At 42.5% G+C, this 14,201-nt stretch carries 9 protein-coding genes and 1 tRNA gene; 9 read left to right on the forward strand and 1 reads right to left on the reverse strand.

Annotated elements, in window-relative coordinates; all coding sequences use genetic code 11:
* The first annotated feature begins 5 nt into the window (after window positions 1-5).
* Entirely contained in the window at window positions 6-1,409 is a 1,404-nt protein-coding gene (locus tag Q0688_RS21120; RefSeq protein ID WP_299082140.1) for an NAD(P)(+) transhydrogenase (Re/Si-specific) subunit beta, read from the forward strand.
* 35 nt (window positions 1,410-1,444) lie between these two features.
* Here the strand turns inward: Q0688_RS21120 and Q0688_RS21125 are convergent, their stop codons facing one another.
* Window positions 1,445-2,059: a TetR/AcrR family transcriptional regulator gene (locus tag Q0688_RS21125; protein WP_299082142.1), complete on the reverse strand. Its 615-nt coding sequence runs from the start codon at window positions 2,057-2,059 to the stop codon at window positions 1,445-1,447.
* A gap of 401 nt (window positions 2,060-2,460) precedes the next feature.
* Here Q0688_RS21125 and Q0688_RS21130 point away from each other — a divergent pair, with 401 nt between their 5' ends.
* The 8 genes from Q0688_RS21130 to Q0688_RS21165 form a co-directional block, all read left to right on the forward strand.
* Window positions 2,461-3,708, forward strand: coding sequence for an efflux RND transporter periplasmic adaptor subunit (locus Q0688_RS21130; protein ID WP_299082144.1), 1,248 nt, complete (start codon window positions 2,461-2,463; stop codon window positions 3,706-3,708).
* A 10-nt stretch (window positions 3,709-3,718) separates the two neighbouring features.
* A complete protein-coding gene (locus tag Q0688_RS21135; protein WP_299082146.1) occupies window positions 3,719-6,865 on the forward strand; it encodes an efflux RND transporter permease subunit in 3,147 nt (1,048 codons plus the stop codon).
* Between the two features lie 230 nt (window positions 6,866-7,095).
* Window positions 7,096-7,182 (forward strand) — tRNA-Leu (locus Q0688_RS21140).
* Between the two features lie 173 nt (window positions 7,183-7,355).
* On the forward strand, window positions 7,356-8,849 hold the full coding sequence (locus Q0688_RS21145) for a site-specific integrase (RefSeq protein WP_299082148.1): 1,494 nt from the start codon (window positions 7,356-7,358) through the stop codon (window positions 8,847-8,849).
* Complete coding sequence (locus tag Q0688_RS21150; RefSeq protein WP_299082150.1) at window positions 8,842-12,444, forward strand: hypothetical protein; 3,603 nt, start codon at window positions 8,842-8,844, stop codon at window positions 12,442-12,444. The genes Q0688_RS21145 and Q0688_RS21150 overlap by 8 nt, the downstream gene beginning before the upstream one ends.
* Complete coding sequence (locus Q0688_RS21155; RefSeq protein WP_299082152.1) at window positions 12,437-13,150, forward strand: hypothetical protein; 714 nt, start codon at window positions 12,437-12,439, stop codon at window positions 13,148-13,150. Before Q0688_RS21150 ends, Q0688_RS21155 begins: the two co-directional genes overlap by 8 nt.
* Window positions 13,151-13,152: 2 nt before the next feature.
* Entirely contained in the window at window positions 13,153-13,617 is a 465-nt protein-coding gene (locus Q0688_RS21160; RefSeq protein ID WP_299082154.1) for a hypothetical protein, read from the forward strand.
* 173 nt (window positions 13,618-13,790) lie between these two features.
* On the forward strand, window positions 13,791-14,201 hold a 411-nt coding region (locus Q0688_RS21165; RefSeq protein ID WP_299082156.1), incomplete at its 3' end, for a helix-hairpin-helix domain-containing protein.

The raw sequence follows: 14,201 nt of genomic DNA on the forward strand, positions 1-14,201 counted from the left end.
ATACCATGATAGAGTCAACTACCACCAATTTGGTGATCAATTTCACTTACGTGCTTTCTGCGGCGTTATTTATATTTGGTTTAAAACTACTTGGCCATCCTTCGTCAGCTCGAAAAGGTAATTTTCTGTCTGCGTTGGCTATGCTTGTGGCCATAGTTGTCACTATGTTCGACCAACAAATTGTCAGTTTTGAAATGATAGCCATTGCCATGATTGCGGGTAGCCTAGTTGGTGTACTTGCCGCGCGTATGGTCGCTATGACCGCCATGCCAGAAATGGTGTCGTTACTTAATGGCATAGGTGGTCTTGCTAGTTTATTTGTTGCATGGGCAACTATTGCAACAGGCACAGAATTAAGTGCCTTTACTATGGTGGTGACATTTTTGGCATTGCTAATAGGTGGCGTGACCTTTTCTGGCAGTTTAATCGCTTGGGCAAAACTAAGTGAACGCATTACTGGGCGCTCTGTTACTTTTGTGGGGCAGGCAGCACTTAATAGTTTACTGGTGCTCACCATTGTTATAGTGGGTTATCTTTTTGTGACACAGCCAGCCTCCATAGCGGGAATGAATATTGACCCTGCTACCGTGTTATATATCGCCATGGGATTAGCTCTGTTATTTGGGATAATGCTAGTACTACCCATTGGTGGAGCAGATATGCCTGTGGTTATATCGCTACTTAATTCCTACTCGGGACTAGCCGCCTGTGCCGCCGGTTTTGCACTACATAACAATATTTTGATTGTGGCAGGTTCATTGGTAGGTGCCAGTGGCATAATTTTAACCAATATCATGTGTAAGGCCATGAACCGCTCGTTATCTAATGTTTTGTTTAGTGGATTTATGTCGGTGTCTAAATCTGACATGGTTATCGAAGGAGAGGTAAAACCATTATCTGCCGACGATGCATACTACGTGTTAGAAGCCGCTCAATCTGTGGTGGTAATTCCAGGTTACGGTATGGCAGTGGCCCAAGCACAACATGCTATGAAAGAGTTGCAAGAACAATTAGAAGAAAACGGTGCCGAAGTCGCTTACGCCATTCACCCAGTTGCAGGGCGGATGCCGGGTCATATGAACGTACTGTTAGCCGAAGCTGACGTGTCATATGAACATTTATTTGAAATGGATGATATCAACAAGCGCATTCAAAACTTCGACGTGGCTATGGTGATTGGTGCCAACGACGTGGTTAACCCCGCCGCTCGCGAAATGAAAGGCAGCCCCATTTACGGTATGCCCGTCATCAACGCAGACTTAGCGAAGAATGTATTTGTGTTAAAACGTGGCATGGCCTCTGGATTTGCTGGCATTGACAATCCATTATTCTTCAAGCCTAACACTCGAATGATTTTTGGTGATGCAAAGGAAACCTTAAGCGCAATGGTTAGGCAGTTTTCAGATTAATTGTCATTTAATTAAACGCTTGATAAAGAGTAAACTTATTGGATACGGACAAAGCTAGCTAACGCGAAATTGGCCACCTCAAGTAATTGGGCTTCGGTGGCGCCGCTGCTAGCTTGTACAGCCATACCTTGTAACATGGTACTTAAATAACGAGCCAAAACCTGCACATCGGCATCTTTGCTTAAGTCACCTTGTGCTTTAGCTAGTTCGAAACGGGCTCTAATTTGTTCTTCATTGTTCTGGCGGCGCTTAATTAATTCTTCTTTAACCCCAGTTGCCGCCTCGCTACAAGCCAAGGCGCCTTGCACCATGACACACCCTTGTGGATGAGATGGATCAGACATATTTTTTGCCGCACCTAACAACATAAACTCAGCCACTTGGTAGGCGCTAGGTTGTGCTAAAGCAGGTTTGAAAAAACTACAGGGTCGATTTTCGTAGAACTCAATAGCCTTTAAAAATAACTGTTCTTTATTACCAAAAGCGGAATACAAGCTGGTTTTATTGATCCCCATTGCGGCGGTCAAGTCAGCTAAAGAAGCGCCGTCGTATCCTTTATCCCAAAATACTTCTAAGGCTTTCTCAAGGGTGGCTTGCTCGTCAAAAGCCCGAGGTCTACCCACTGCAACAGTACCCGTAGCTGTATTCATTATTTAGTTCCTGCTCTTAAATGTAAGCACATGGTAAACAGCTTGTTAAGCTTTGTCTATATTGAATTTGTACTATTCAGTACGAAAAGTAAAGGGTTCACAAACAAGTTTTGAGTCATTCACACCCTTTTGCTAATCAATTTTAATGCAGTCCTTCATCTGAACGCTATGTATTTTGGGGCTGTTAAGGAAAGTTAGTAACGCTATAGACTTAGCTGCAACAGTTGCTTGTTTTCAAGACACTATAGAATGTCGATCTTAGTTAGATTAAAAATAACTTACCAATCGGTACGCAAATGGATTGACTAAACACTTTATATCTATATTCTTACCGACCAGTACGTAATTGTGGGTTTTAAAAATCAAACCCGAATAAATTAAAACGATAGGAAATGAATATCATGAGTAAAAAACACGCCATACAGAAGTCTTTGCTAGTAGCTATCACCAGCATAATGTTGGCTGCTTGTGGTAATTCAGAGCCATCCACTCAAGTAGCGCCTCAAATGGTACCTCAAGTGAGTGTGGCCACAGTGGTGAACGAACGCATCACAGAGTGGGACGAATTCACCGGTCGCTTACAAGCGCCACAAACCGTGACCTTAGTACCAAGAGTCTCAGGTTATATTGAAAATGTATTGTTTGCAGAAGGTGCGGTAGTCACCAAAGGCGAAGTGCTGTTTCAGATTGACTCGCGAGCGTTTAAAGCCGAAGTAGATCGCTTAAAGGGAGAGTTACTCAGTGCGCAGAGCGCCTTTACTCAAGCAAAAAATGACTTTAATCGTGCCAGTACATTAAGAGAGCAACGCGCGGTATCTATGGAAATTCTCGATAGTCGTTTAGCCCGTAAACAACAAACAGGCGCTACCGTTGCCTCGGTATCCGCAGCCCTAGTGAGGGCGGAGCTTGACTTGTCTTATACCCAAGTTACGGCACCGATTTCTGGTCGGGTTTCTTATGCCCAAATCACCGCAGGTAATTTTGTGACTGCAGGGCAAAGTATACTGACCAAGCTAGTGTCTATGGACAAAATGTATGCGTATTTCGATGTAGATGAACAAAGCTATTTAAAATACAAGCAACTTGCTCAGTCTGGTGAAGGCTCGGGTACGCGTCATACCACGGGTAATCCGGTATATATGGCTTTAGCTAGTGAAGAGGAGTATGTACATGCGGGCAGTATCGATTTTGTCGATAACGCAGTAAATCATCAAACGGGCACTATACGTATACGCGCAACGTTTGCTAATCAAGATCAAGCCTTGTTACCAGGTTTGTTTGCTCGGATTAAATTGACCGCCAGCCAAGCATATCAGGGGATTTTAATTAATGAGAAAGCAGTGGGTACAGATCTCAACAGAAAATTTGTATTAGTGGTAGGTCAAGACAATCAACTTGAGTATCGTCAAGTGGTGTTAGGCGAAAAAATCAAAGGGTTGCGCTTAGTAACGGAAGGGCTCAATCCTGAAGAGCACATAGTTGTAAATGGCTTGCAGCGAGTTCGACCAAAAATGCTGATACAACCAAAGTGGGTCGAGATGGTCAGTGACGAGACGCTGAGCGCACTGCGTCACCAACAAAAATTGTTAGATCACAGTAACAATGAGTTGATGGCTCAAGCCCACGAATCACTAACAGATCGCAGTTAAGGGGACGGCCATGTTTTCACAATTTTTCATTGGCCGCCCAATTTTTGCGGCGGTTATCTCTCTTGTATTTTTGATTGTGGGCGCTATCTCTGTATGGCAACTACCGATCACCGAGTACCCAGAAGTGGTGCCACCTACAGTAGTGGTAACGGCTAATTATCCAGGTGCCAACCCCAAAGTGATTGCCGAAACTGTTGCTTCGCCCCTAGAGCAAGAAATTAACGGCGTAGAAAATATGCTGTATATGTCTTCGCAAGCTACGTCTGATGGGCGAATGACTTTAACTATTACCTTTGCCATTGGCACCGATGTGGATTTGGCGCAAACCCAAGTTCAAAGTCGAGTAGAGCGCGCTAAACCGCGCTTACCAGAAGAGGTGCAACGCTTAGGTGTGGTAACGGCAAAGTCGTCTCCTGATTTAACTATGGTGGTGCATCTTACTTCACCCGATAAACGCTATGATATGCTGTATTTGTCGAACTACGCGGTACTCAATGTAAAAGATGAGCTAGCCCGTGTCGAAGGTGTGGGTCAGGTGCGCGTCTTTGGTGCAGGTGATTACAGTATGCGGGTTTGGCTAGACCCCAATAAAGTGGCAGCCTTAGGTCTGTCACCGGCCAATATAGTGGCGGCAATTCGTGAACAAAATCAACAAGCGGCGGCGGGTAGCTTAGGTGCCCAGCCAAGTGGAAGTAGTGATTTTCAACTGTTAATCAACGTTAAAGGCCGTTTGACCACAGTTGAAGAGTTTGCCGACATCATCATTAAAGTGGGTGAACAAGGGCAAATAAGCCGCTTAAAAGACGTTGCACGCGTTGAACTTGGCGCCGCATCTTACGCATTGCGCTCTATGCTCGACAACCAAGATGCCGCTGCCATGCCGGTGTTTCAAGCTTCTGGTTCAAACGCCATTCAAATTTCAAATGATGTGCGTAGTAAAATGGCTGAGTTAGCCAAAACATTTCCAGAGGGTTTAAGTTACGACATTGTGTACGACCCAACCGTATTCGTTCGTGACTCGATTGATGCTGTGATAAAAACCTTGTTTGAAGCGCTGTTGCTGGTGGTATTAGTGGTGGTGCTATTTTTACAAACTTGGCGCGCTTCTATTATTCCTTTGGTTGCTGTACCTGTTTCTTTAGTAGGCACTTTCGCCTTTATGCATTTGCTAGGTTTCTCGCTAAATGCCTTATCGTTATTTGGTTTAGTGTTAGCCATAGGCATAGTGGTAGATGACGCCATAGTAGTAGTGGAAAACGTCGAACGTAATATTGCCGAAGGCCTTGCGCCTGTCGCGGCTACACAAAAAGCCATGAAAGAAGTCACCGGCCCTATTGTGGCCACAACTTTGGTATTGGCGGCGGTATTTATTCCGACTGCGTTTATGTCAGGTTTAACTGGGCAATTTTACCTACAATTTGCGCTTACCATCACTATTTCGACCTTTATTTCTGCTATTAACTCTTTGACCTTAAGTCCGGCTTTGTCAGCGCTATTACTTAAAAGTCCGCAGCAGAAAAAAGATTGGCTAACCCTTGCCATGGATAAGTTATTGGGGGGCTGGTTATTTAACCCCTTTAACCGTTTCTTTACCCGTTTATCACAAGGCTACGGCTGGGTGGTTAAGAAAACTCTGCGATTTGGTATATTGGTAGGTGTTATATATTTAGGTTTAGTCGGCGTAACGGGTTTGCAATTTGCCACTACGGCAAGCGGCTATGTGCCAGCTCAAGATAAACAATATTTGATAGCCTTTGCGCAATTACCTGATGCCTCGTCACTTGAACGCACCGAAGCTGTGGTCAAAGAGATGTCACGCATTGCGCTAGCACAGCCAGGCGTAGCACACTCGGTTGCCTTCCCTGGCTTGAGTATCAACGGCTTTACTAATAGCACTAGCAGCGGAATTGTATTCACTCCATTGGATGATTTTGCAGAGCGAGAGGATCCTGCATTATCAGCAGATGCTATCGCTGCGGCGCTCAATAAAAAATTTGCGGCCATTGAAGATGCCTATATTGCTATATTTCCCCCGCCGCCCGTACAAGGTTTAGGCACCATAGGCGGGTTTAGATTACAAATTCAAGATCGTGCCAATTATGGTTACGAAGAGCTGTATAAAGTCACAATGCAAGTGATGCAAAAAGCTTGGGCTACCCCTGAATTAGCAGGAGTTTTCTCAAGTTATCAAATCAATGTACCGCAATTAGGTATAGACATTGACCGTACCAAAGCAAAACAGCAATCGGTGTCGTTGCATGAATTATTTACCACTTTGCAAGGTTACATGGGCTCAGTCTACGCCAATGACTTCAATCAATTTGGCCGTACTTATCAAGTGAAAGTGCAAGCCGATGAGCAGTTTAGACAAACACCTGAACATATTGCTCAGCTTAAAGTGCGTAACAATAATGGTGACATGGTGCCTATTGGTTCATTCATTCAGATTAACAATACTGCCGGGCCTGATCGTGTTATGCATTACAATGGATTTACTACGGCCGAGATTAACGGAGGTGCAGCACCCGGTTTTAGTTCCGGCCAAGCACAAGCCGCGATCGAGAAAATTTTGGCCGAAACTCTACCAAATGGCATGAGCTACGAGTGGACCGAATTGACCTATCAACAGATATTGGCTGGTAATGCAGGCATGTATATCTTCCCGTTAATCATCCTCTTGGTATTTATGGTTTTGGCAGCGCAGTACGAGAGCCTTAGTTTACCTCTGGCAATCATTTTGATTATTCCTATGACCTTATTGTCAGCGTTAAGCGGTGTATTAATAGCGGGAGGAGACAATAATATATTCACCCAAATAGGCTTCATTGTGCTAGTGGGACTGGCAACCAAAAATGCTATTTTAATCGTTGAATTTGCCAAGGAACTACAAGATGAAGGCCGCACTGCCTATCAAGCGATACTTGAAGCAGGTAGATTGCGCTTACGCCCCATATTAATGACCTCAATCGCTTTTATTATGGGGGTGGTGCCTATGGTATTTTCAAGCGGGGCTGGATCTGAAATGCGTCAAGCGATGGGTATAGCGGTATTTTCGGGCATGATAGGTGTCACCCTATTTGGGCTGCTGCTTACACCGTTGTTTTATTATGCACTGGCAAAACGTAATGACGCGAGTCCAACAAAACATGTCGATTAAAAAACTAGCAAACTATAGCGATCAGTAACAAAATACTTGCAAGCAAAACGTCTATCGCTATAATGCTCGCCTCTTGGAGATTGATTGCATCAAACACCAAGTATTTGCGAAGCCAGTGTGGTGGAATTGGTAGACACGCTAGATTCAAAATCTGGTTTCTTCGGGAGTGGCGGTTCTTATCTTAATAGGAACCATTGTCTGAATAGAATTCAGGCATAAATATAGTTTTTGCCAGAGTGATGAAATTGGTAGACATGACGGATTCAAAATCCGTTGCTAGTGATAGCGTGCCGGTTCAAGTCCGGCCTCTGGTACCAAATAACGTTGTTATACAACGTCTTAGAAAGAAAGCTGAACCTTTATGGTTTGGCTTTTTTTTTGCCTTTTAGATTTTATTTAGACAGTTTGACTGAATAGGGGCGGTGTGCTAAATTGTATCCCTACAAACTGTTTGAATAGAATTGTATTGATATTTGGGGGCTGAATTAGGATGGTATCTGGGAAGAGTATTAAGAAAACCGTAAAGAAAAGAAAGCACGTTAAGAAAATCACCATTAAGAAAAATGGTGTGGTTTCTTGGGAACTTCTAGATGGCAACGGGCAATCTATTCAGGGCTACTCAATATTCATGGACGACTTGATCAAGCAAAATGAAGCTTTTAACACAAGGCGTAGCTATGCATTACACATCTCTCAATTTTATGATTACTTATACGAAGTAGCATGTTTATATGGAGGGTTGACAGAAGAGACATTAGAAGATGCTTGTGAAGCCTATGAAACGTATATGATTAAGGGAGATCGTGTAACTGATTACAGTATAGTCAATGACGTGACAAAAGGGCTACCGTCGCCAAAGATTACTGCGAAGTCGTACGATCCTCATCATGCAGCATTACAGCGATTTTTGCGTCTTTCTGCTAAATCCGCAAAACACATAGCTCAACGAATGAAAGCAGGTTTCGACACCAACAATGTGCCGCAATCAGAATTACCGATGTTCGATGTAGGGAGAAGGGAGCTTGCCAATAAAGAGCGTGCGGAACTAATCAGCAATAGTATTTTAGCCAGTACAATGTCGGGTGGAGCTAACACTATTGCAGCTAATATCCTCAAAAGACGTTATCCGTCATCGTCTAACAGCAGCGCTTCAAATATATTTGATGATGAAGCTGAGCAAAGAACTTTTCCATGGGATCGCTTTCAGGAGCTGTTAGACGCTGCACCAAATCACAGGGCGCGTACATTGTGGGCACTTATTGCAGCGATAGGTTGTCGTTTTTCGGAAGCCATTGCCATTTTAAATGCTGATATCGACATCGCAAAACGTAAGGTTAAGTTGATCGCGGCTAAGACACGTCCCGAAGCATATCCGTATTTGTCGGTTGAGCAGCTAGATCAACTGGCTTTCAAAACACGTGAAACACGAGAAACATTTATGATTTCATGGGGGCAAAAGTTCTTCGAATATTTGCTTGAATACAGACGCTCTGGTGATTATCGCATTGCGGTAAAAAATGACTTTGTCTTTCAATCTCAAGGTGCAACAACCTTTGGTGAGCCACAGGTGTTTAACTCATACACAAGCGCACTAAATACCTTTCAAAACGCCGTCCGTAAAGTACTAGGGGAAGATGCCACCAAATACGGATTTCATTCATTACGTCACATGTACGGCTTCTACTTAAAAAATTATGCGCCCCGTGCGGATGGTAAGTATGGTTTAGACCCATCAGACGTTCAAGCATACATGGGGCATGCAAATCCATCGAGCACAAAGCGATACGCTTTGGATGTAAAAGAAAGACTTGAATTGCAGCTCATATATGCGAATGAGGTGAGCACGGGGCGTGAAGGTCCTGAGACGTTGCTTAAATTGAAGCTAGAGCGAAACCAAAAAGAATATGAGCAGCTAATGGCGGAAGCGAAAGCGTGTCATTTGGTAGTAGATAAACGTTTTAATGGAATAGCTGAAGATGATTAATGTTGGCAAGGAAATTTACTTCTTAAAAGATGGAAAGGCGCTGTCTGACGCTGTCCATGAGGCGGTTGCCACAGTATGTGAGGTGATTAAAGAACACCATAACTACGATGGTGCTCCGGACACCATAACTATTAGAAAAAATTTCAATGGAGAAGCTATTAGTTTCTTACGTTTTTTTGGGGCTGATTTTAAAAAAGACAATGATGAAATATCAAAGGATAATATCTGTAGCCTTTATGACCTTGTTGGTTATTCATCGGCAAATCGTCCATCAAACGAAGAAATGATTGCATTGTCTTTGTCCACTGGTAGCCCTAAAAGGTCAACGATAAAAAAATCTTTTTATGGTGGTATAAAACTTGGATTGCAGTTGGTATTTGTAAGACTATGGAAGGAAAGAGCGCTTATTTTGCCATACGATTTTGAGCCTCCTCGTTGCGAATTCATATTCGAAGAAAAATTTAGACCGTTATTTTTTTCACCTGTGTCGTCTTCGGTAAGGGCGCAAAACTCACGGTTTAATTCATCATTGAAATTTAAAGATCTTTCAGAACAAAGAATGTGCGATTCACGGTCTGTGTGCTGGTTGAAGTTGATTTTGGCTACTAGCTGGTATGAGGCAAAGGATCTGGAATTGGTCGAGATTTGCGAAGTTAGAGATTTGAACTTAAATAAAACCAATGGATTCACAAATTGTAAGCTTCAAATTCATCTATTGACCCACATATTTATTAAGCACTTGGGAACTGGAGTAGGTTTTACAGTTAAGGAGTTTGAGGAAGAACAGCTTAAATTTTATATGTCAATCAATAACCAAAAGGAGGCCAATGCAACAAGAGAGAAGTTAGGGGTAGAACTTGTTTATAGTGAACTAACATCTGAGTACCAAAAGTATCGAAAACATGGGATTACAAAAAAAGAGAGTTCGAAAGGTGAGAGGTTGTCGAATCAAAAAGAGAGACAAGCAGACAAGCTTAAGGGGGCAATAAAAGAGATTTACAACTCATTTCCTACAGCCACTGAACACGAAATCTTAAAGTCTTTAATGTCATTAACAATGACACATATGGGCAACAAGGGGCAGATATTTGAAGAAGTGTATGTTGATACGATACCGGAACAATATCACGAAGATGTCAAATATTGGCTTGGTATTCAAAGTCTATATGCTGAAAAGAAAAGTTATGAAAATTCAACGCAATTAAATGTCACTATGGGACTCTTTTTTTCATACTTGTTCATTTACCTTCCTTTTTGGTATTCCAAAAACCAGCTCCTAGCTAGTTTGCCGGACTTTCCAAGCACGCTTAACAAGCTTAACTGTGAAATTTTTATCAATCGGTGGACAGGACAAGCAGACAAACTCCCATTGGATTTTATAAGACTCATAGAGTTATATGCTGAAATAAAAGGGTGGTCGAACAACACCCATCATGGGAACCTTACCCCAATGGTTGTGTTTTTGCGCTGGTGTGAGAATAGAAAAAGAAGGCTGCCAGATGCTGATGATTTTGAAAACTTACTAGAAAATGATGATTTACCATCATACAACGCTTACAAGCAAAGCAGGAAGACACCTTTGTCGCGGCGCGTATTTAAAATGTTCACGCGTTTTTGTCACGCTTTGCATGACTTTCAGACTCAAATTGAAGCAAAAGTTCAGGCTGGTGAGCTTAATCCAGCGTTGTTTGGCGGACATGGCAGTTGTGTCAATTTTGTAGACGAAACACCTGTTAATAAAAGTACTAGACCATCAAGGCACTTAAGATCAAGAGCAGTGCAGCCCATTGATTTCTGCTTAAAGGATTATGGGTTAGATCTACCTGTAGTTTCTTTTGAGGATGAAGGGGGTAAGCAGTATTCTATTAATAGCTTTTATCGGTTCTTTTACTACAACACGTATCTTGTAGGCGATGAAAAAAAAGCACTTGTTTATCCCGGTGATATCCGTGTATGTCTGTTGGCAATGAACACTGGTATTCGAGCTATGCACTTACGCTGGTTGGATTTAGATATGTTTGACATGCGCATAAATCCTAAAATGTTAGATGATTACTTGCATCCATTAACCGTCAACACTGACAAGGTAAAAACACAACCTTGGGTTGCCACAGTGTCAGCATTAACTGTCAGCCTTTGTCTAGAACAAAAAGCTTGGCGCAAGGAAGTTTCAAACGAATCATTTAACAAGAATATCTTTTATAATGGAAACAAGAAGTCAAAATTTGGGGCTTTTAGACCCTTATTTGCCTGTTATCCGGATAGTGGCTCGACCACTACAAATGTTGATGACTGTTTTCTTTCCTTGTTACTTTCATTTGAGCTATTCCTCAAGGACCATGGCTTTGATGAGGAGCCAATGTATAAAATAAGGCCTGTTGGCCAAAAGTATCATGAGGAGCCAAACCCCGAAGTTGTTAAGGTGGAATTGACGAAAGATGGCTTGGAGCACATTAAGATTACGTATGCCAAACGGACGACTGTCCATGCGTGTAGAAACTCAGTCGTCAAGGAGAAGACGCGATACCTGCCAGAAAGCATAGTGGGTAAACACATTACTGGTCAGCACCCGCGACTTGTTGCTTACTACAATTTGCGAGACCCAGAAGATCACTATGCAGACCAAAATCGCCAGTGGATCAGCGAGCCGGGCGCTCCAAATGTAAATATTCCAATGTCTGATGAAGCGTTTAACCGAGAAATGCCATCGAATGCGTTTGGAAGCTCCATGCATCAAGGGATTTCAAAAGATCCTAAGCAAGCAATTGATGCATACGGTCTGATCAGTATACAACTGATTACTGATGAAAACGGCAACTTAAAGGATGGAGTCAGTATGTTGAGGGGTAAGGAGAAATGTAAACTGGCATGTAACCCAACCCATTTCTGCCCGTTTGATAATATTTGCCCTAAGGATATTGTTGAGGAGTTAGGAGATGTTAAGGCCTGTGCTGTATGTCCTTATGCAATCAGTGGTATCAATCATCTACCAGCAATATCCGCAGCCCACGATGCGTGTATTGAGGAATTTGTTGATGCACGGGAAAAGTTGTCGATGTTGCAACAAGACAAATCAACTGACTTGGAAATGATTTCTGAGGTGCAAGCGATCGTTGACCGGAAGAGCTTATATGCAAGCGGCTGGAAATATCGTCAATCGGAATTATTAGCCAAATTAGATGACATTAAAAATGGGTTTGAGACAGGTGCCTTTACGGTTGGCAAGCCGGAATTCATCGCGAACATGCTTAAGCCAACTTTCTTCAAGGAGGAGGAGCATCAAGGCGATTATATACTGAAGCGGTTACGTGATTGTAAAGCATTTCCTTTGCTTGAAACAAAAAAAATTGCAGCCAAGTTTGAAATGTCTAAGCGTAAACTTATGGCTATCAAAGACCCTAAATCTGCACTTACTTTTGATGTGTCATTGGCTCCTGTGAAAGAACTGTTTAGTCTGATCCAATCGTACAAGGAGCTGCATGGGATATCTAATGAACAAGTTAGACAAATGTTAAACTTGACCCCACAGCACCTAATGGAAAGCTTAACTAATGGTTTAGGATTGAAGTTTGAAAGTGAGGTGAACGATGACTAAGCCCAAAAAGCCTTTATCAGGCGGAGCCATTGCTAACCAAGAGCGAAAGAAGGTGAGGATTAATGTTGCTTTGGAGGCGCTAAAAAACATTAAACCAACATTAAAGTTTAAAAGCCGTACTGAGATTTATCTTTACCTTGCTGACACCATAAACATGTATGAGAAGCAAGCTAAAGTAACAACAAGTAAAGGGCCATGTTCCCGTTCTGGTGTGTATAGCATTCCTGAAATAAAAGTTGCCGTTGAGAAGTTTTGGGTAACGGGCATACTGGTGAGTGATGATGTTGATCTGTATCAGACAGTTGAGGCCGCAGCAAAAAAAGCGCTGATGGACAAGGATCTTGAAATAAGCAATCTGAAACATCAATTGTCAGAAAAAACGCGCTTTTTAGACGAAGCGGATAACAACGTACGTAAGCTGACTAAGTTTATTAAAAGTACCGATTTGAAATCACCCCTTCATGCCCTTGGGAATGCAGATTCCTCAGTCTCACAACAAAACACCTCAGTCACTGCTGACGATAGTGAAAAGCTGATTGAGGACTTATGCCAAGTCATATACAAACTTGAGGTCTGGGCTGATAACCTAATCGAACGTCAAAGTGATGGTGCACTGGTGGATGCCGGGCTGGAGAATGAAATCGTATCAGCCAAGCTTATGCGTGAGTACCATAAGCGAGTGCCAATGAGCATGGTTAAAGAGTAATTATGGCAAAGGCTAAGGGCAGATCTAGGACAGAAGTTAATAAAGCGAGCTATGAGCTTTATGTGAGCAAGCTTAGGGAAGTTGGAAAAGGCTTCCCTGTAAATAAGTCGGGTGATGTCAACATTGCTGAGATTGCTAGACAGTGTGATTTTGGCCGTGATCGCTTATATCAACCCACAAAGCTGAAAGAACAGTTTGAAAGGGACTTGAAAGACATTGGTCTGGAAGGTGACCCTCTTAAAACAAAAAACGAAAAAGATGATTATCTTGCTAAAAAAGCTGATCAAAAATCAAGGGACGCTTCGGTGTTGAAAACTCGGCTGGATACAGCAGTAGAAGAACTGTCAATCCTAAGGGCGAAATATGAAAAGCTGGAAGCTAAATACGAAAGTCTTAAGCGTAAAAAGTCAGAACAAAGTGCTGCCATGGATGAAATGGAAAATACGGGTAGAAGGGTCTTCAACTAGTGGGAGTTTATAACGGTATCGCCCAAGTTAGCAATGTGTGGCCCGGAACTGTAGGTGGTGCTATATTTACTGCGTGCCCAATAAACAGCAAAAAAACAGTCCTGTTTAATGCCTCGTTTAAAACGTTGACAACCATCCCCAAAAAAGGTGAATTTTGGAAAATCAAAGGGCACATGTCCTTTAACAAGAAAAGATATATGAGTCAGGTGACAATTTCAGCCTGTCACCTACAGGGGTTACCGAGTAACCAATTCTTATCTGCTTATTTGAAGTCGTCGCCTAGATTTAGGGGGTTTAACCTTGGTCCTAAAACAATTGATAAGCTAATTAATAAGGTTGGCGATGAGGGCGTGCTTATTGACTTGATGGAGCAAAATAAATGGTCACACATTGCCGATTTTATTAGTGACGTTGCAGCACAGAGGCTTTGTCAAGAATGGCAGAAGTCAAGAAACGAAACAGAAACCGTTGCATTTTTAGTTGAGCATGATTTTGAACCGAAACTAAGCAATAAGATTTTGAAGCTGTGCAGGGAAAACACGATGGCACGGCTAAAGGACAACCCCTACAACCTGTTAGCCTTT

Origin of the sequence: uncultured Paraglaciecola sp., assembly GCF_937123705.1 — a bacterium.
Lineage (GTDB): Bacteria > Pseudomonadota > Gammaproteobacteria > Enterobacterales > Alteromonadaceae > Paraglaciecola.